This is a genomic window from Burkholderia sp. AU30198, from assembly GCF_020419825.1.
Classification (GTDB): domain Bacteria; phylum Pseudomonadota; class Gammaproteobacteria; order Burkholderiales; family Burkholderiaceae; genus Burkholderia.
In genome coordinates, this window is the sequence record NZ_JAIZSA010000028.1 from 45,977 (window position 1) to 66,162 (window position 20,186).

General features: G+C 67.6%; 14 protein-coding genes. 10 read left to right on the forward strand and 4 right to left on the reverse strand.

The annotated features are described in order from the left end of the window. Positions 1-194 precede the first annotated feature (194 nt). Positions 195-1,214, forward strand: coding sequence for a sulfate ABC transporter substrate-binding protein (locus LGN19_RS36995; RefSeq protein WP_089451370.1), 1,020 nt, complete (start codon positions 195-197; stop codon positions 1,212-1,214). A gap of 194 nt (positions 1,215-1,408) precedes the next feature. After that, positions 1,409-2,371: an ion channel gene (locus LGN19_RS37000; protein ID WP_174961744.1), complete on the forward strand. Its 963-nt coding sequence runs from the start codon at positions 1,409-1,411 to the stop codon at positions 2,369-2,371. A gap of 59 nt (positions 2,372-2,430) precedes the next feature. On the opposite strand, the gene LGN19_RS37005 is transcribed toward LGN19_RS37000, so the two are convergent. Then, positions 2,431-3,045, reverse strand: coding sequence for a glutathione S-transferase family protein (locus LGN19_RS37005; protein WP_226219964.1), 615 nt, complete (start codon positions 3,043-3,045; stop codon positions 2,431-2,433). A gap of 587 nt (positions 3,046-3,632) precedes the next feature. Between LGN19_RS37005 and LGN19_RS37010 the strand changes: the two genes are divergently transcribed. From LGN19_RS37010 to LGN19_RS37020, 3 genes are all read left to right on the forward strand, one after another. Then, the gene (locus LGN19_RS37010; RefSeq protein WP_226219965.1) at positions 3,633-4,490 is read left to right on the forward strand and encodes a hypothetical protein; all 858 of its coding nucleotides are present in this window, start codon (positions 3,633-3,635) and stop codon (positions 4,488-4,490) included. Positions 4,491-5,081: 591 nt separating this feature from the next. Beyond that, positions 5,082-5,894, forward strand: coding sequence for a GNAT family N-acetyltransferase (locus LGN19_RS37015; protein ID WP_226219966.1), 813 nt, complete (start codon positions 5,082-5,084; stop codon positions 5,892-5,894). Between the two features lie 1,092 nt (positions 5,895-6,986). Then, complete coding sequence (locus LGN19_RS37020; protein ID WP_226219967.1) at positions 6,987-10,556, forward strand: indolepyruvate ferredoxin oxidoreductase family protein; 3,570 nt, start codon at positions 6,987-6,989, stop codon at positions 10,554-10,556. 95 nt (positions 10,557-10,651) lie between these two features. Here the strand turns inward: LGN19_RS37020 and LGN19_RS37025 are convergent, their stop codons facing one another. Continuing rightward, entirely contained in the window at positions 10,652-12,082 is a 1,431-nt protein-coding gene (locus tag LGN19_RS37025; RefSeq protein ID WP_226219968.1) for a glycoside hydrolase family 1 protein, read from the reverse strand. A 350-nt stretch (positions 12,083-12,432) separates the two neighbouring features. Further along, a complete protein-coding gene (locus LGN19_RS37030; protein ID WP_122946398.1) occupies positions 12,433-14,100 on the reverse strand; it encodes a Na+/H+ antiporter in 1,668 nt (555 codons plus the stop codon). 296 nt (positions 14,101-14,396) lie between these two features. Here LGN19_RS37030 and LGN19_RS37035 point away from each other — a divergent pair, with 296 nt between their 5' ends. The 5 genes from LGN19_RS37035 to LGN19_RS37055 all read left to right on the forward strand — a co-directional run bounded on the left by LGN19_RS37035 (position 14,397) and on the right by LGN19_RS37055 (position 18,616). Continuing rightward, positions 14,397-15,683, forward strand: coding sequence for an EAL domain-containing protein (locus LGN19_RS37035; protein ID WP_226219969.1), 1,287 nt, complete (start codon positions 14,397-14,399; stop codon positions 15,681-15,683). Between the two features lie 156 nt (positions 15,684-15,839). Further along, positions 15,840-16,223 carry a hypothetical protein gene (locus LGN19_RS37040; RefSeq protein ID WP_174961736.1) on the forward strand — a complete coding sequence of 128 codons (384 nt, stop codon included), beginning with the start codon at positions 15,840-15,842 and terminating at the stop codon, positions 16,221-16,223. Beyond that, positions 16,220-16,624, forward strand: a complete 405-nt coding sequence (locus LGN19_RS37045) for a hypothetical protein (RefSeq protein ID WP_174961734.1) — start codon at positions 16,220-16,222, stop codon at positions 16,622-16,624. Before LGN19_RS37040 ends, LGN19_RS37045 begins: the two co-directional genes overlap by 4 nt. A 107-nt stretch (positions 16,625-16,731) precedes the next feature. Next, on the forward strand, positions 16,732-17,457 hold the full coding sequence (locus tag LGN19_RS37050; protein ID WP_122946395.1) for a copper homeostasis protein CutC: 726 nt from the start codon (positions 16,732-16,734) through the stop codon (positions 17,455-17,457). 70 nt (positions 17,458-17,527) lie between these two features. Then, a complete protein-coding gene (locus LGN19_RS37055) occupies positions 17,528-18,616 on the forward strand; it encodes a suppressor of fused domain protein (protein WP_226219970.1) in 1,089 nt (362 codons plus the stop codon). 25 nt (positions 18,617-18,641) lie between these two features. Here the strand turns inward: LGN19_RS37055 and LGN19_RS37060 are convergent, their stop codons facing one another. Next, a complete protein-coding gene (locus LGN19_RS37060; protein WP_226219971.1) occupies positions 18,642-19,997 on the reverse strand; it encodes a purine-cytosine permease family protein in 1,356 nt (451 codons plus the stop codon). Positions 19,998-20,186: the final 189 nt, after the last annotated feature.

Here is a 20,186-nt window from a genome sequence, read left to right on the forward strand (position 1 = left end):
GCGGCGATCTTAACACCGGATCCGATCCGCGCGCGAGCGCCCGCCGCCGTTTAGCAGGATTCGAGATTTGCTTTCCACGACTGATTGGAAAGCGCGCCGCGCCCGGCCGCTAGAATGCCCGCTTACGTTTCGATGACAGCGCGTACGCGTGCCGTCACGCACATTCACCACCACTGGAAACGGGGCATATCACGATGGCAAGCATGAAGGGGATCGGTCGCTGGCTGCACACGGGCGCGGCGGCGGCGCTGGTCGTGGCGGCGACGGCCGCGCACGCGGACACGTCGATCCTGAACGTGTCGTACGACGTGACGCGCGAGCTGTACAAGGACATCAACACGAGCTTTGCCGCCGCCTACAAGCAGAAGACCGGCGAGACGGTCGCGATCAAGCAGTCGCACGGCGCGTCGAGCGCGCAGGCGCTGTCGGTGCTGCAGGGGCTGCAGGCCGACGTCGTGACGATGAACCAGCCGAACGACATCGACCTGCTCGCCGAGCGCGGCCAGTTGCTGCCGAAGGACTGGCGCGCGCGTTTCCCGGACAACAGCTCGCCGTACTCGACCACGATGGTGTTCCTGGTGCGCAAGGGCAACCCGAAGGCGATCAAGGACTGGAGCGATCTCGCGAAGCCGGGTGTCCAGGTGATCATCGCGAACCCGAAGACGTCGGGCAACGGCCGCTACGCGTATCTCGCCGCGTGGGGCTTCCAGAAGCAGAAGGGCGCGACCGACCAGCAGGCGCTCGACTTCGAGAAGGCGATTTTCCGCAACGTGCCGGTGCTCGACTCGGGCGGCCGCGGCGCGACGACCACGTTCACGCAGCGCGGCATCGGCGACGTGCTCGTGACGTTCGAGAACGAAGTCGCGCTGATGGACACGGGCGCATCGGGCGCGCAGTTCGACGCCGTGTATCCGTCGGCGAGCATCCTCGCGGAGCCGCCGGTCGCCGTCGTCGACAAGGTCGTCGACAAGAAAGGCACGCGCAAGGTCGCGCAGGCGTATCTCGACTACCTGTACACGCCGGAAGCGCAGGAGATCATCGCGCAGCATCATCTGCGCCCGCGCGACGCGAACGTGCTGAAGAAGCATGCGGCCGAGTTCAAGCCGTTGAAGACGTTCAGCGTCGAGCAGGTCTTCGGCAGCTGGGCGAACGCGCAGAAGACGCACTTCGCCGACGGCGGCACGTTCGATCGCGTGATCGTCGACCGCAAGTGACGGGGCGGCGCGCACGGTGCGCGCCGCGGCAGGATCGACGGGAAGCCGGCCGCTGATGCGGCCGGCTTTTTTCATGGCGGTGCGCGGCGCATGTTCGCGTATCGCCGGCGGGCCGTGTGTTGCGCAGCGGCCCGCATTCCCGGCCGCCGTCGCGCGTGCTACGCTCATCGCCTTCCTGCTTTCGGCACCGCGCGATGAACGTCGATTCGTCCTCCTCAGCCTCCCGCGGCCGTGGCCGCAAGATCTGGTCGGGCACGCGCCTGGTGGTCGCCTACGGGATGCCGCCGCTCGGCTGGCGCGACCTCTATCACCGCGCGCTGACGGTGAGCTGGCCCGTTTTCTTCCTGTCGCTCGCGATGCTGTTCCTGTTGCTCAACGGCGGCTTCGCGACGCTCTACCTGCTCGGCCACGCGCCGATCGCGAACCAGTCGCCGGCCGGGTTCGGCGGCGCCTTCTTCTTCAGCGTCGAGACGCTCGCGACCGTCGGCTATGGCGACATGCATCCGCAGACCGTCTATGCGCACCTGGTCGCCACGTTCGAGATTTTCATCGGGATGTCGGGCATCGCGTTGGCCACCGGGCTCGTGTTTGCGCGGTTCTCCCGTCCGCAGGCGAAGATCCTGTTCGCGCGCTATGCGATCGTGCGGCCGCTGAACGGCCGGATGACGCTGATGGTGCGTGCGGCAAACGCACGCCAGAACGTGATCGCGGAGGCGCAGGCGAAGCTGCGGCTGATGCGCGTCGAAGGTACGCACGAGGGCTACACGCTGCGCAAGATCCACGACCTGCCGCTGGTGCGCAGTGAGCATCCGATCTTCCTGCTCGGCTGGAACCTGATGCACGTGATCGACGAATCGAGCCCGCTGTTCGGCGAAACGCCGGAGTCGCTCGCGGCGCGCGATGCGTCGCTGCTGATCACGATCGAGGGCTCGGACGAGACGACCGCGCAGGTGATGCAGGCACGCCATTCGTGGGAGCACGCGGAGATCCGGTGGCGGCATCGCTATGTCGATCTGATGCACGAAGAGGACGGCATCACGCATATCGACTACACGCATTTTCACGAGGTGGTGCCGGTCGACGTCGAGACCGACGAGCGCGGCTCGCCGGGCGCGGTGGTCAATGCTGGCGCAGCGGCGTCGGGCCCGGCTGCGTAGGCAAGCTCGCGGGCGGCCGGTCGTGCCGCCCATGCGCTACACACCTGCACGCCTACACGTCACGCATGCAGCAGGCGCGCCGCTTCGCGTTGTTCGATCGCCGCCGCGCGGCGGAACCCGTCGCGATCCTCGGCACGCGCGACGTAATCGCCGAGCACGCCTTCATGTGGCAGCAGATGCGCGTCGAACGCGATCTTCAGCGTGCTGGCGAGCAGCAGGTCGGCCGCGGTGAAGCGCTCGCCGACGAGCCACGGGCTATGGGCGAGCGCCTGCGCAAGCGCGCGCTGCACGCGCGTGATGTTGCCCCAGCCGAACGCGACCGGATTGCCCGACGCGCCCGTGAATTTCTCGGCCATCGCCGGTTCAAGGCAGGTCGGCGTGAAGAACATCCACTGCAGGAAGCGGCCGCGCAGCGGATCGTCGGGCGCGATGCCGAGCCCGGCGCCCGGGCAGCAGTCGGCGAGATAGAGCAGTACGGCACCCGATTCGGCGAACGGCGCGTTGCCGTCGTCGAGCGCGGGCAGCTTGGCCATCGGATTGACCTGGATGAACGCGTCGCTACCCTGTTCGTGCGAGCGCAGGTCGATCGGCACGAGCTCGTAGACGACACCGATTTCCTCGAGCATCCACAACGCCCGGAACGCCCGGGTCTTCGGCCAGTAGTAGAGCTTCATTGCGCCTCCGCGTAGGGGGTAGGTGCCGTGTCGATGGAGGTTCAAGCGTACCCGAGCGGGAACGGTTCGGACAGGGGCGACCAGTGGTGGCTTTTTATAACTAGTCATATAAAAACTAGTTATAAATTCTGTGGCGTGAGGTTGATGCGGCGGATGCCCGTCAATGACATGCCGGGCGGGCGATACACCACGCCGGCCGGTATCCCGGCGCGAGCGCACGTGCTTCGCCATGTCGATCTGCCGGGCGGAATTTCCCGCGTGTGCCGGACGTCGAGAAGGCGGCCGGTTGTGGAAAACCGTCGCGCAAAGCAACCCGAAATGCTGTGGATTGGAACGGTGAGGACAGGGCGAGCGGTTCGGAAGCGCGGGCGAGCGCGGCTGGGCGAACGCTTGCGTACCGATCCCGATTGCCGCGAGAATTCGATGCCTCGCAAACCGAACGCCGGACATGGGCGCATGCGCAGGATGACGCAGCGGCAGATGCGCTGCGTTGGCGCGGCCGCCGCCGAGCGATGTCAGGCGCTCGCCGTCCGAAAGGAAGTCGGTGAGCCGCTGAATGATCCCGGGATGATCGGAGTTCCAACGTCATGTCGAAGCGCACGCTTCTTGCCCGCTGCCTGTCGGTAGCGACTGCCATCGCGATGGCGGGCTGTGCGGCCGTCGCCGCGAACGAGCCCATCGCTCGCGACGCGAATGCCTCGCAGCCGAAAACGCCTGTCGTCGTATTCCCGCGTGGCAACGGCTTCACCGCCTTCAACGGAAACCGGTACGCGAACGCCGCCTATCTCGACGGGATGGGGCTGGTGCCCTTCACGTTGATCTATGACGTCTGGGGGCTGTCGTGCGATGCAACCCGCTGCTATCACGTACCGACCGAGAGCCAGTTCAGGAAGGTGCTGGCCGGCTATGTGTCGCAATTCAGATCGAACGAATTCATCGCGTTCGATTTCGAGAAGATCGTGATCGATGCGGCGCGATCGGAAGCGCAGGCCGAGAACGAAGTGGCACTGTTCGAGAAGTTCATCGCCTGGACGCGGGCGGCTTATCCGAATGCCCGGCTCGGCATGTACGACTACGATTTCAATCCGAAATTTCGCAGTATCCGCGCGCAGCTTTATCAGGACGGCGGATTCGATTTCTTTGCACCGACGATGTATCAGCGCTGGCCGAACCATGCGCTGTGGCGAACGAATCTGCGGGCGGTCGTCGAAAACGACCGTGCCATCAACCGATCGCTGCCGATTTATGCGTATGTGTCGCCTTACAAGGCAGGGCAGACGGCGAACGGATTTCTGGGCGATGCGGAATGGCTCGGCGAACTGTCCGAGGCAGGGCGAGCCATCAACGGCGTGATCGTATGGACGGAAAGCGCGCCCGGCGACCAGCTGGATACGAGTCAAAGCTGGCTGGCGGACTTGCGACGGATGACTGGCGCCGGACATTGAGCGGCGCCGGCGCAACGGGGTGCGGCGCGCGGTCGGCTGCGAGGTTTCGCGCGCGTGCAGCGTACCTGTCGTGCCCGAACGACGCGAAACCCTGTGTATTGCATCGGTGAGGATCGTCGAAAGCGGTCGGATGCGCCGCCTTTGTTGCGGGCATCCGACGCCCGGCAAGACACGAAAAACCGTGCTGCTCAAAGGTGATTGTCGAGCATCGATGTGAATGAGGAGCCCGTTTCGATGTAGTATCCGGTCCCCGCACGCGACTCGGCGGGCTGTGGATGGCGATGATCGGTACGCGCGCCGAATTGAACGAGGCGTTCGCCGGGGTGTGGATATCCTGCCCCCGAATGGACTCGAAGCGCTGTGTATTTCGAGGGTGAGTGTGATCGACGAGGCGGCCGAGGCGCTCGCAGCGGTGTGGATATTCTGCGTTTGAACAGGCGCGAAGCGTCGTGTATTTCGAGGTGCGTGCGATCGCGGAAGCGGCTGGGGGACTCGCCGAGGTGTGAATATCCTGCCTTGGTCGGGGCCGGAGGTGCTGCGTGTTTCGAAAGCGCGTGCGATCGCGGGATCGAACGAGGCGTTCGCCAGGATGTGGATATCCTGCCCTGGAAGGGACTCGAAGCGCTGTGCGTTTCGAAGGTGAGTATCATCGCGGGATTGTCCGAAGGGCTCGCCGAGGTGTGGATATCTCACCCGGAAAAGACTCGAAGCACTGTGTATTTCCAAGGTGAGGGTGAATGCCCGATCGAACGAGGCGTTCGCCAGGGTGTGGATATCCCGCCCTGGAAAGGACTCGAACCGCTGTGCATTTCAACGGTGAGCGTGGGTGCCCGTCCGGGCCGGCGGCCTTGCGCGGCCTTGTCCGGCCGCTGGCGGTGCGGATACCCGGAGCGACAACGCTCGGCGACTACGAACATCTTTTCCTCGGGAGCGCCGGACTTGATCACGTCGCCGAACCTCGCGATCCGAGACGCGCAGCCGTCTGATCACGCAGCCATTGCCGCACTGTTGAGCCAGCTCGGCTACGACACGACGCCGTCGCTGATCCTCGAAAAGATCGAAGCGTTGCTTCCGAGTCCGACGGACAAGATCGTCGTGGCTGTCGTGCAATGCGAGGTCGTCGGCAGCATCAGTCTCCACGCGTTGCCGCTCTTTCACGCGGCAGGCTACCTCGGACGCATCACCAGCCTGGTCGTCGATGAGCGCCATCGCGGATACGGCGTCGGCAGTGCGCTGATGGCCGCCGCAGAGCGCTGGTTCGACGCGGCCGGATGCGTGAAGCTGGAAGTGACGAGTGGCGACCACCGGCCGGATGCCCACCGCTTTTACGCGCGGCACGGCTTTTTTCGCGACGGACAGCGACTCGCCAGAAAGCTATCCCCATCACGCGGCTTCAAGCCCTGATCGCATGTGACTCGAAACGCCGCCCATCAACGGTGAGCGCAAGCGCCTTGGTGAGCGGGCAACGGGAGCAGGGGGTGTGGACATCTCACCTCCGAAGAGACTTGAAACGCTGTGAATTTCGACGGTGAGGGCGAACGCAGGATCGAATACGGCACGCGTTTCCGTGTGGATATCCCGCTCCCGAAACGACTCGAAGTCCTGTGCATTTCGAAGGTGAGTGCCGGCGGTCGATCGGCCGAAGCGCGTATACCCGCGTGAATATCAGGGTGCCGGTTCAACCTCCAAAACCATTCGAAGCCGGTGAATGGCGAGGAGGAGCGCGAGTCCGTACGCCGGAAACCGCGCCGGTCATGTTGTGAATATCCGGCCTCGGCGACCACTCGAGCGCCCGTGTATTGCAACCGTGATGGTCGGCTCGGAGTCGAAACGCGTGCCGGTTGCAATGTGGATATCCGGGCCTCGCAACCACTCGCGCGCCCGTGTATTTCAACGGTGAGTGTCAGCCCGAAATCGAAACGCGTGCCGGTTTCGATGTGGATATCCCACCCCCTCGACCACTCGGTCCCCTGTGCATCCCGGAGACGGGTACAAGCACGGGCTGAAGCAGAATCCACTCGAAAGTCGGCAAGAAGCCCTGCGCATCCGAACGGGGAGCCGGACGTTCCGACCCGCGACGTGCCAGCCCGATCCCGTTGTGGACATCCGCCCCCCACGCCACTCGAAACGCTGTGCAATCGAACGGTGAGGATACCGCCTCGATCCGCTCAAACCCACGCCAGCAGCGGCTCGGGCGCCCATCGCCACCCCGCGGGCGACGCCCCGGCGTCCCGCCACACCCGCCACCAACGCGTTGCTTCCCCCACACGGCCACGCAACCTCCCCCCAGCCCCACCCATTCCTCGCCGCGCGAGAACTCTCTCAAAACCACCCCAAAACCTGCGTAGTTTTTCTCGCCCCGGCCCCGCCCGAGCAAGATGAGAAAAAACATTCTCGGCGCCGCGCGAAAAAATAGAGCCATTCGCTGCCGGCCCCCACGCGTCGCCTGACGCCCTGCCGAGCAGCCCAGAACAGCACAATCCGGAGACATCCCCCATGACTGCCCGCTTGCCCGACGGCACGCCTGCCCTGTCCGACTACCGCCTGACCGACAACCTGACCGCGACACGCGGCCGGATCTTCCTGACCGGCACGCAGGCGCTGGTTCGCCTGCTGCTGATGCAGCGCACGGTCGACACCGAACAGGGGCTCAACACGGCCGGCTTCGTCAGCGGCTATCGCGGTTCGCCGCTCGGCATGGTCGACCAGCAGCTGTGGAAGGCGAAGAAACTGCTCGACGCCGGCGGCGTGCGCTTCCTGCCGGCGATCAACGAGGAACTCGGCGGCACGGCGGTGCTCGGCACGCAGCGCGTCGAGGCCGATCCCGAGCGCACGGTCGAGGGCGTGTATGCGATGTGGTACGGCAAGGGCCCGGGCGTCGATCGCGCGGGCGACGCGCTGAAGCACGGCAACGCGTACGGTTCGTCGCCGCATGGCGGCGTGCTCGTCGTCGCGGGCGACGACCATGGCTGCGTGTCGTCGTCGATGCCGCACCAGAGCGACTTCGCGATGATCGCGTGGCACATGCCGGTCGTGAACCCGGCGAACATCGCCGACATGCTCGAATTCGGGCTGTACGGCTGGGCGCTGTCGCGCTACTCGGGCGCGTGGGTCGGCTTCAAGGCGATCTCGGAGACGGTCGAGTCGGGTTCGACCGTCGACCTCGACGCGCTGCAGACGCAGTGGCCGGCGCCGGAAGGCTTCACGCCGCCGGCGGGCGGCCTGCACAACCGCTGGCCCGACCTGCCGAGCCTCACGATCGAGGCGCGCCTCGCCGCGAAGCTCGACGCGGTGCGCCATTTCGCGCGCACCAACAGCATCGACAAGTGGATCGCGCCGAGCGCGCAGGCGAACGTCGGCATCGTGACCTGCGGCAAGGCGCACCTCGACCTGATGGAAGCGCTGCGCCGCCTCGACCTGACGGTGGCCGACCTCGACGCGGCCGGCGTGCGGATCTACAAGGTCGGCCTGTCGTATCCGCTCGAAATGACGCGGCTCGAAACCTTCGTCGACGGGCTCGCCGAAGTGCTCGTGATCGAGGAGAAGGGGCCCGTCATCGAGCAGCAGATCAAGGACTACCTGTACAACCGCGCGGACGGCGCGCGCCCGCGGGTGCTCGGCAAGCACGACGCCGCCGGCGCCTGCCTGCTGTCCGAGCTCGGCGAGCTGCGCCCGTCGCGCATCCTGCCCGTGTTCGCCGCATGGCTCGCGCGCCACAAGCCGGCGCTCGACCGCCGCGAACGCGTGGTCGATCTCGTCGCGCCGCAGATCCTGTCGAACGAGGCGGACGCGGTGAAGCGCACGCCGTACTTCTGCTCGGGCTGCCCGCACAACACATCGACGAAGGTGCCGGAAGGCTCGATCGCGCAGGCCGGCATCGGCTGCCACTTCATGGCGTCGTGGATGGAGCGCGACACGACCGGGCTGATCCAGATGGGCGGCGAGGGCGTCGACTGGGCCGCGCATGCGATGTTCACCAACACGAAGCACGTGTTCCAGAACCTCGGCGACGGCACCTACTTCCACTCGGGCATCCTCGCGATCCGCCAGGCGGTCGCCGCGAAAGCGAACATCACGTACAAGATCCTCTATAACGACGCGGTCGCGATGACGGGCGGCCAGCCGGTCGACGGCAGCATCTCGGTGCCGCAGATCGCGCGGCAGGTCGAGGCGGAAGGCGTGTCGCGCTTCGTCGTCGTGTCCGACGAACCGGAGAAGTACGACGGCCATCACGGCCAGTTCCCGCCGGGTACGACGTTCCATCACCGCAGCGAACTCGACACCGTGCAGCGCGAGCTGCGCGAGACGCCGGGCGTCACCGTGCTGATCTACGACCAGACCTGCGCGGCCGAAAAGCGCCGCCGCCGCAAGAAAGGCGAATTCCCCGACCCGGACAAGCGCCTGTTCATCAACGACGCGGTGTGCGAAGGCTGCGGCGATTGCGGCGTGCAGTCGAACTGCCTGTCGGTCGAGCCGCTCGAGACGCCGCTCGGCCGCAAGCGCCGCATCGATCAGTCGTCGTGCAACAAGGACTATTCGTGCGTGAACGGTTTCTGCCCGAGCTTCGTGACGGTCGAAGGCGCGGCGCTGAAGAAGGCCGCTGGTGCCGCATTCGACGAAGCGGCGCTCGCCGTGCGCGTCGATGCGCTGCCGGTGCCGGCGACGCATCTCGACGCGGCGCCGTTCGACATGCTCGTGACGGGCGTCGGCGGCACGGGCGTCGTGACGGTCGGCGCGCTGATCAGCATGGCCGCGCACCTCGAAGGCAAGAGCGCGTCGGTGCTCGACTTCATGGGCTTCGCGCAGAAGGGCGGCTCGGTGCTGTCGTTTGTGCGGATCGCGTCGAGCGACCGGTGGCTGAACCAGGTGCGCATCGACACGCAGCAGGCCGACGTGCTGCTCGCGTGCGACATGGTCGTCGGCGCGAGCGCCGAGGCGCTGCAGACGGTGCGTCACGAACGTTCGCGGATCGTCGTCAACACGCACCGGATCCCGAACGCGTCGTTCGTGCAGAACCCCGACGCGAACCTGCACGCGGACGCGCTGCTCGAAAAGATGCACCACGCGGCCGGCGACGGCTACCTGTCGAGCTGCGACGCGCAGGCGCTCGCCGCGAAGTTCCTCGGCGATTCGATCGGCGCGAACATCCTGATGCTCGGTTACGCGTGGCAGCTCGGCCTCGTGCCGGTGTCGCTCGCCGCGATGATGCGCGCGATCGAGCTGAACAACGTCGCGGTGCCGATGAACAAGCTCGCGTTCTCGATCGGCCGGATGGCGGCCGGCGATGCGGCGGGCCTCGACGCGTTGTGGAACGCGCGCCACACGGTGGCCACGCATGCCGCGCCGGAGACGCTCGCCGAGCTGATCGCCGATCGCGAAGCGCGTCTCGATGCGTACGGCGGCGCACGCTATGTCGAGCGCTACCGTGCGCTCGTGAGCGCGGCGCGTGCGAAGGGCGACGACGCGCTGACGCGCGCGGTCGCGACGACGTTCTACCGGCTGCTCGCGGTGAAGGACGAATACGAGGTCGCGCGGCTGTACACGGACGACGCTTTCCGCACGGCGCTCGAAGCGCAGTTCGAAGGCGTGCCGGGGCAGGCATATCGCGTGAAGTTCAACCTGGCGCCGCCGACGGTCGCGAAGGCCGGCAGCGACGGCAGCGCGCCGAAGAAGCGCGTGTTCGGCCAGTGGATGTGGCCGGTGTTCGGGGTGCTGGCGCGCGTGCGCAGCCTGCGCGGCACGTGGCTCGATCCTTTCGGCCGCACCGTCGAGCGCAAGATGGAGCGTGCGCTCGCCGACGATTACGAGACGACGCTTGCGCGTGCGCTCGCCGCGACGACGGCCGGCAATGCGGCGCAGGTCGCGCAACTGGCCGACCTGCACGCGCGCGTGCGCGGCTTCGGTCACGTGAAGGTGCGCAATCTTGCCGGTGTGAAGCGCACGGAGCGCGAGCTTGCACTGCAGCTCGGCATCGAAGCGGCGACGAGCGCGGCCGTGCAGCACGCGCTCGACGAGATGAAGGGCGCGGGGATGCTGAAGGGGATTCCGGTCGTCGTCGCGAAGTAACGCGAACGCGGGCGGATGTGAAAACGGCGACGCTTCCGGCGTCGCCGTTTTTCATGGGGTGGGCATGTCGACGCCGATACGCCCACGCCCGTCGCTTATGCGACGCGATTGCCAGCGATGCAGCGCGAGTAATACGCGAGGCTGCGCTTCGGCAGGCGCGCCTGCGTCGCCGGGTCGACGTGGATCAACCCGAATTTCTTTGCAAAGCCGCTGCTCCACTCCCAACTGTCCAGCCCGGCCCAGCAGAACAGCCCGCCGAGACGCACGCCCTGCCGATAGGCATCGTGTGCGGCATTCAGGTAGCTGGCGAGATAGTCGATGCGCGGGCCGTCGTCGACGATGCCGTTGCTCGGCGCCGGCTCGGCGATCGCGAAGCCCGTCTCGGTGACGACGATGCGCGGCGCGCCGTAGTCGCGATGAACGCGCAGCAGCATCTCGCTCATCCCGTACGGTTCGACCGGATACCCCATCGTCTGGATTTCGTCCGGCGGACTGTCGGCCAGCGCGAAGCCCGCGCTGCTCGCGTCGGCCTTCACGTAGAAGCAGTTGTAGTACTGCACGCCGAGAAAATCCGGGTTTGCGGCGATCGTCGCCAAGTCACCCGGCTGCACGAGCGTCGCCAGCGCCGCCTGCAGCTCGGCCGGATAACCCTTGCCGTACAGCGGATCGAGAAACGCGCGATGCCAGATCGCGTCGAACCGGGCGGCGGCGGCCTGGTCGGCGGCCGTATTCGTCGCCGCATGCACGGGCCGGCCGCTGATCGTGGTACCGGTCTGCGCCGCGCCAGGCACGTTCGCGCGCACGGCCTGGAACATCAGCCCCTGTGCGAGGTTCTGATGGTGGATCGCGGCGAACATGTCTGCCATCGAGTGCGCGCGCGGCGGCGATGCGCCGAAGCCGTAGCCGGCGAGCGCGACGCCGTTGGGCTCGTTCAGCATCATCCAGTGCTTGACGCGGTCGCCGAGCCGGCGCGACACGATGTCCGCGTAGTCGGCCAGCCGGTACGCGATGTCGCGGTCGCGGAAATCGCCGGCCCAGACCGGGATGTCCCAGTGAAAGAGCGTCAGGTACGGCGTGAGCCGATTCTCGAGCATCGCGTCGACCATGCGATCGTAGGTGGCGAGGCCCGCGTCGCTCGTTGCGCCGGCACCGTCCGGCTGCACCCGCGGCCACGCGGTCGAGAAGCGGAACGCCTGGACCCCCGCGCCGGCGAGCAGCGCGAGATCGCCCGGGTAGCGCTGCTCGAATTCGATGCAGCGCGCGTTCGTGGAGCCGTCGGCGATCGTGCCGGGCTGGTCGGCGAACACATCCCAGTTGCTTCGTCCTCGGCCGCCGCGGCTTTCGACTTGCGGCGCAGCGGTGGCGACGCCCCACACGAAGCCGTCGGCGAAGTGTTCGGACGAATCGACAGAATCGCCGCCGCAGGCGCCGAGCATGCCGCTGCCGAGCACGGCGGCGCCTTGCGCGAGGAAGCGGCGGCGACCTGGAAACGGGAGGGGTGTCAGCGGGTCGGGATGGTTGGGCATGAGGAGATGGGGCCGGCTCGCCGGCGGGCACCTTGTGGTGCCTGTCGTTAGGATGACGATGCAAAATGAGCCGGAAACCGGCGTGGCCATGCATCATGGGCGACGGCGCGCGTGGTGCTTCCCGGGCCGCGCGAGACGAGCGGCGGCGCGCATCAGTCGGAAAGCGACGATCTTAACCGGGCGGTGTGTAAGTTTTTTTAAATGAACAGACAAATCCGGCGGCCGTGGGCCGGCTGCCGGTTGTCGCTAGCGGGAAAGGGTGGGGGCGCCGCGTGCGCGGCGCGCCGCAAGCTGTCGCCGGGCGAAGGCCGCGCGCGGAACCGCTGCGCGCCGCCGGCCCGGGCGTCGGGTCAGAGAATGCCTTTCTTGCGCGTCGACAGCGCGGTTTCCGACAGATCGATCTCGCGGAGCAGCTTCGTCAGCGTCTCGTCGGAAATCTTGCTCTCGCTGCGCAGCCGATAAAGCGCGGAACGTTCCGCGCGCACGGCCGCGATCCGCATCTGCAGCTCCATCGTTTCGGCCTGCTTCGCTTCGGCGCGCGGCGTGGGGCCGTCCTCGGCGAGCGTCGCGAGGCGGCGGCGGTACTGGTCCATCACGCGTGCGGAGATGTCCGCGCAGCGTGCGGCACCCGATTCGTCGAGATCGACCGAGATCGCGTCGTGCGACGAGTCGATCGCGCGGATCGCGGCCTGCGCGGCGGCCGCGCGCGCGGTGCGCTCCTCGTCGCCGAGCGGGCTGCGTGCCGAGCGCACGCCGCGCAGCAGCAGCGGCAGGCCGATCACCGCGACGACGAGCGAGCCGAGGATCACGGCCGATGCAACGAAGATCGCCGTGTCGCGGCCCGGCAGCGGCACGCCGTCGGACAGCGCGACCGGAATCGACAGCACGCCGGCGAGCGTGACCGCGCCGCGCACGCCGCCGACCGTCATCACCGCGATCGTGCGCACGCCGGCCATCGTGCCCGCGAGGCCCTGGCGCGCGGCGCGGCGGCTCGCGAACCAGCGCAGCAGCCAGACCCACAGGAAGCGGATCGCATACAGCGCGAGCATCATCGCGCAGACGTTGAAGATCATCCGGCCGACGAGCGCGTCGCTCGTGTGGTGCGCGTCGACGAGCGTGCGGCCGATGATGTGCGGCAGCTGCAGCCCGAGCATGATGAACACCATGCCGTTGAACACGAACTCGATCATCGCCCACGTGCTTTCGGCGCGCACGCGCGACGCGACGGTGCTTTTCCGCGAGAAGCTCGTGTAGTTCATCATCATCCCGGCCGACACGGCCGCCAGCACGCCCGACAGGTCGAGGTGCTCGGCGAACAGGTAGGCCGCGAACGGCACGAGCAGCGTCATCACGATACCGGGGGCCGGATCGCCTTCCTGCTCGGCGTTCAGGAAACGCGTCGACAGCGCGCTGAACGCCCACGACACGATCGCGCCCGTCGCGAGCCCGCCCGCGGCGACGATCACGAACGTGATCGACGCGTCGCGCAGCGAGAACATGCCGGTCAGCGCGGCCGCGATCGCGAATTTCAGCGCGACGAGGCCCGACGCGTCGTTCATCAGCGCCTCGCCTTCGAGGATGTGCATCAGCTGCGGCGGGATCCGGCCACGGCCGGCGATGCCGGACAGCGCGACCGCGTCGGTCGGCGACAGCACGGCCGCGAGCGCGAACGCGATCGGCAGCGGCAACTCGGGTATCAGCCAGTGCGCGAAGTAGCCCACTGCGAGTACCGTCATGAACACGAGCCCGAAGGCGAGCATCAGGATCGCGCGGCGCTGCAGGTACAGCTCGCGCTTCGGAATCCGCCAGCCATCCGCGAACAGCAGCGGCGGAATGAACAGCAGCATGAAGATTTCGGGATCGAACGTGACGTGCAGGTTCAGCTTCGGCCACGCGAGCATCGCGCCGAACGCGATCTGCATCAGCGGCAACGGCAGTTGGAACGGCAGGATGCGCGTGATGGCGCCGGACAGCGCGACGGTCAGCAGCAGGATCAGGACGGTGAAGACGATTTCCATCGATACGGCGAATACGGGGAATGAAACGATCGTACGGAGTGTAGCGTGATGGCGTGACGGATGCGTTCGAGCGGCCGGTGCGCGCGCACTGAAATGGTGCGCGCGACATGCGCCGCCGTGGTGCGGCAGCGCGGCGCACCACCGCGGCACACGGGTTGCCGGTGCCTTGCACGGAGCTTGCTTGATGTGGGGCAGCCGTCCGGCGCTGACCGGGCAACCGAGGGTCCAACCATGACATTGCACGCGCCGTTCGCTTCGTCGGGCGCCGCGTTCGAAGGCAATACCAGGAGGAAGGCATGACGATCGTGCAACAGGAGCGTCCGGCCGCCGCTTCGCCGTACCGGTTCGAGCGGGAGGTGAGTTCCGGTCTCGAACGTCTGGCGACGCAGCACCGCGACCTGACGCTCACGACCGTGTTCCAGCCGATTTTCAGCCTGTCGCACCAGCGGGCGGTGGGCTACGAGGCGCTGCTGCGCGCGCACGATTCGCTCGACCGCGCCGTGTCGCCGCTCGACGTGTTCGGCGAGGCCGCGCGCCAGGGCGAGCTGCTGCAGCTCGACCGGCTCGCGCAGGCGCTGCATCTCGAGAACTTCGCGCTGCTCGGCGCCGAGCGCGAGTGGCTGTTCCTCAACGTCCATCCGGGCGTGCTCACCGACCCGTTCCAGGCGGCCGCGCTGCTCGCGAACCTGAAGCGGCTCGGCATGCCGCCGCGCCGCATCGTGCTCGAAGTGCTCGAACAGCGCGCGGAAGACGTCGAGCGGCTCGCCGAGGCCGTGCGCGAATTCCGCACGCATGGCTTCCTGATCGCACTCGACGATTTCGGCGCGGGCCATTCGAACCTCGAGCGGATCTGGCAACTGAACCCGGACATCGTGAAGCTCGACCGGATCATGCTGTCGCACGCGGCGCACCGTACCGGGCTCACCGCGATCCTGCACGGGCTCGTGACGCTGCTGCACGAGGCCGGCAAGCTGGTGCTGGTCGAGGGCATCGAGACCGAGCACGAGGCGCAGATCGCGCTGTCGTGCGAGGCGGATTTCGTGCAGGGCTACTACTTCGGCCGGCCGGCGCCGGGGCTGCCCGACAGCGCGGCCGCGACGGGCTGCATCGGCGAGCTGACCGAGCGTTTTCGGCAGCAGACCGACGCGCGCGAGCGGCGCGATGCGCAGCGGCTCGCGCCGTACCTGCGCGCGTTCGAGCGCGCGGCCGAGCGTCTGGCGGCCGGCGAGCCGCTCGACGAGGTGTGCTGGAACTTCCTCGCGCTGGATGCCGCCGCGCGCTGCTTCCTGCTCGACGCGCACGGCCGCCAGTCGGGCCGCAACGTCGTGCTGCGCGCCGACCGTGCACTCGCCGAGGCGCGCTTCTCGCCGCTGGCGGACGCGCAGGGCGCGAACTGGCTGCGCCGGCCGTATTTCCGCTCGGCGATCGCCGAGCCGGGGCGCGTGCAGGTCACGCGGCCGTACCTGTCGATCAACGAGGCGCAGCCGTGCGTGACGCTGTCGGTGGCCGTGCGCGTCGGCGATACGCAACGCGTGCTGTGCGGCGATATCGACTGGGGCGACGACGCAGCGGACGCCGGCTAGCGCCGCGCGCGGCGCAGGCGGTGCGCGGGGCGAGCGGCGCGGGCCGGCCGTTGCGTTCGCCACGCGCTTCCCCGACAATGGCCCGACCGCGGCCATCGTGACCGCGAGCGCGCCGTCCCGGGGGCCACCATGGCGGCGAATAACAAGGAAAACACAATGAAAAGACCGATTTCGCTGACCATTCTCGCGTGGATCATCATCGTGACCAACGCGATCACGTGCATCTATACGCCTTTCACGATCGGCATGCCGACCACCCAGGCGCTGCTGTCACACTACCTGCTACCCGTCTGGGCGACGCTCGGCATCAGCGTGATCCTCGAAGTCGTGAACGTCGTGGTCGGCATCGCGATCCTCAAGGGCCGCGAATGGTCGCGCAAGACCTACATCGCGATATCCGTGTTCAGCTTCGCGTTCTCGTTCATCAACATGCCGGCGTCGATGTACGCGGTGCTGATTCCTGGCGTCCTGCTGTTCGCGCTGTTCGTCTACCTGATGTTCCGGCGCCCCGCGACCGCGTATTTCCAGGCGAACGCATGAGCGTCGTGCGCAACGCGCTGGCGATCGTGCTGTTTACGATCGCGGGCATGTGCGTGATCACCGCGCAGACGATGGCGTTCCTGAAGCTCGGCCATACGGGGACGATGCTCGTGTTCGTCACCGTGCTGTGCGTGTTGTCGGCCGTGCTCCTGGCCGTGGGCGCGTTTGCCGGCGCATTCCGGCCACGCGCGCGCGGCGCGGGCATCGCGCTCCTCATCGCGACCGCAACCACCGCGTTCGGGATGATCGGCTGGGTGACGCTGCTGTTGGCGCCGGGACTCGTCGAGGTGATGCAGCAGCAGGGCGTGGACATGAACGCGCGGATGTTCCGGTTCGCGCCCGGCGCCGTGGTGACGGGCCTGTCCGCGCTCGTCGGCGTGTGGCTCGCGCGGCGCGGCTGACGGCGCGACCGACGGGGGCGGCTGAAGGCGCGGCGGCCGGCACGCTGGCGTCCGTCACGCGGCTCGGCTAGGATGCGCGAATTGTCCTGACGATTCGCGGGCCGCCCATGATCCGAAACGCCGCCTCTTCCGTCCTCCTCGAAGTGATCGCCACGACCGTCGGCGACGCGAAAGCCGCCGCCCGCGCAGGCGCAGACCGCCTCGAACTGGTGACCGCGATCACCGAAGGCGGGCTGACGCCGAGCGTCGGCCTGATCGAAGCCGTCGTGGCCGCCGTGCCGATTCCCGTCAACGTGATCGTGCGACCGCACAGCCGGTCGTTCGTGTACGACGCCGATGACTTGCGCGTGATCGAACGCGACGTGCGCGCGGCCGTCGCGGCCGGTGCGAACGGTGTCGTGTTCGGTGCGCTCGATGCACGCGGCGACGTCGATCTCGACGCACTGGCCCGCATCGCGGCCGCGGCGGACGGCCGCGCGCTAACTTTCCACCGCGCGTTCGACGTGTCGCGCGACCTCAACGCCGCATTCGACGCGCTGCTGCGCGTGCCGGCCGTCACGTCGGTGCTGACGTCGGGCGGCCATCCGTCGGTGCTCGACGCGGTCGCGACGATCACGCGGCTGGTGCGGCAGGCCGCCGGCTCGACCTGCACGGTGCTGGCGGGCTCGGGGCTCACGATCGATGCAGTCGGCGATTTCGTCCGCGCCACCGGCGTGCGTGCGGTGCATTTCGGTTCGGGCGTGCGGCCGCGCGGCGAGGTGCTGGCACCGGTCGATCAACCACTCGTCGAGCGCGTGCGCGCGGCGATCGACGGCGCGGCGGCACACGTGTGACACACACGCCGTACGGCGGCCGTACGCGTCGATACGGCACACCGGGACGCCATTCGGAACGGAGGAGCACATGACGGACGCATCACACGACACGCAGGACGGCACAGCCGACGACAGCGCGCCGGGCTGGGACGCGATCGACGGCGCGCTCGCGCGCGTCTATCCGGGGCAGGAGCCGAAGCACTACGCCACGCTGCTCAAGTGGCGGTTCGGCGGCCGCGATCCGCTCGACGGGATCAGTGTGTGGAAGCGCGCGGCACCCGTGCCGCACTGGCATTTCGTCACGTACGGGCTCTCCGAGCTGTATGCGAAGGAGTCGGACGATCCGGCCGTCAGTGGCTTCGGCTTCGAGCTGACGATGCGCGTCGCATGCGGCGCCGCCGACGAAGAGCCACCGAACTGGGTGTTCAGCTTCCTGCAGAACCTCGCGCGCTACGTGTTCCAGAGCGGCAACGCGTTCGATGACGGTCACTGGATGACGGCCAACGGCCCGATTGCGCTCGATACCGATACGAAGCTCTGCTCGATGGGTTTCGCGTTCGATCCGGAGCTGCCGGCGATCGATACGCCGCACGGCAGTCTGGCGTTCCTGCAGATCGTCGGGTTGACGATCGACGAGGAGCGCGCCGCGAAGCGCTGGCGCACGCGCGCGCTGCTCGACACGCTGCTGCCGCATATGCCGCTGTGGGTGACCGATCTCGGCCGCGCGTCGCTGCTCGAGCGCGCGGACGTGCGCGCGCAGGTCGACGAGGGCACCCGGCGCGACGGCTCGTCGAGCGGCTCGCTGTTCACCGATGTGCTCGGATGGGAAACGCGCAAGCGGCTGCTGCGCGCGCCCGTGATCGAGATCACCGTCGGCGCACGGCAGGTCGACGAACTCGTCACGCTGCTGCCGCTGCGGTTGCCGTTCGACCGGCCGTTTCGCCTGGTTGGTCACAATGGCGCGGTGCGGTTCGTGCACGGCGATGCGAATGGTGTGACCGACGAGGACGGCACGCTGACGCTGCGGCTCACCGACGCGACGGTGCAGGCGCTGGCACGCACGTTGCAGCCGCGCGCCGGCGAGTATGCGGTCGACGGGCTCGACGGTGTGCGCTGGCGGGTCGAGAAGACCGTGATTCGCGACGCGCACGGCAACGCGGTGCAGACGATCGGATGATGCGCGGCGGCGCGCGGGCGCGCCGTCACGTATTGCGGACGAACCAGGTCCGCTTGGCCGTGCCCAGCAGCGCGCGATAGACCACCCACGACACGACGAACGTCGCGGGCGCCGACAGCGACGCGGCAAACCCCGTTGCCTGGTTCAGCGCGAGTCCAACGAACGCGCCGGCGAACCACGCGGTCAGCCCGCCCGGGTTGAAGGTCGGCACATGGGCGTCGCGGCATTCGACGTCGTCGCCGACGAGCTGCCCGTACCGGTCGGACAGGATGTGCGCGAGCGCGACGCCGACCCATGCGACGACGAAGATGCCTTGGTACGCGAGTGCCTGCAGGATCCGCGAGAAGATGTCCGCCATCATCAGCGCATAGACGACCGCGCCGACCACGAGCGCCCACACGAATTTCGGCGCGCGCAGGCCGGCCAACTTCAGGAAAAACGCCTGCATGTTGACGGTAGCGAGGTAGTAGTTCGCGGTGTTGATGCGGGATTGCGTGACCCATACGAACAGCAAGCCCCACACCCCCATCAGCTTCAGCAGCGCGAGCACGACCGATACTTCCGAGAGCGTACCGAGCCCCGGAATCGTGCTGACGAGATAGATGCCGGCTGCGCCGTTGACGAGAAACGTGACGAGGTAGAACGGCATCCCGAAGTTGAAGCGGCCGTGATAACCGGCGTCTTCCTTGCGGCCGAAGCGTGCGTAGTCGAACGTGAACATCATCAGCACCCACACGCCCATGTAGTAGACGAAGCAGTGCCACCAGCCGCCGGCCGGCACGGCGCCCGTCGGGCCGAAATCGAGCCAGGCCGTGTTGTAGCCGTGTTCGGCCGTCGCGAGCCCGACCGCCGCGAGCAGCCCGAGCAGGTAGAACGGCAGCAGCACGCCGTTGAACTTGTCGAGCCAGTGCTGCACGCTGCCGAACACGAGCGGCACGCTGTAGCAGACGACGATCAGCGCGGCCCATTTGTAGTCGAGCCCGGGAAACTGGTGATGCGCGGCAACCGCGATCACCGAGCCTTCGAACACCGCGTAGTAGATCGCCGTGGCGAAGAAGATCAGTGTCGCGAGCGCCGCGCCCGCGCTGCCGAACAGCACGCGCGAGAACAGCGCGACCGAGAGCCCCGTGCGGATCGCATAGCGGCTGATGATCGTGTTGACGAGGCCGTACGACACGACCGACAACGCCATTCCGATCAGCGCGTTGCGCGCGCCGTAGGTGAGCGCGAGCGTGGCACCCACGACGATGTAGAACACTGCGCTGCACACGGCCCACCACGCCATCGTCAGCGAAAAGGGCGGCATGCGCGCGTGGTCGGGAACGGCGAGCGTCGACAGGTCGAGATCCTCGTCGGGGCGGGCCTGAGCCAGGTTGGCCATGATCGTGCTCCTTGATGAGCAGAAACTGCGTACGACGTCTCGGCCGCGGCACATGCGATCCGCAGGGTTGCCCCGACGTCGGGCGGGCAACCGGTTCGGCAGGTACGGAAACAGCGCGCAAGCGTCCCCGCCGCGCGGCGCACGGCCGCGCGGGCGGGAAACGAACGCGGAACAGGAACGAGGGGTCGT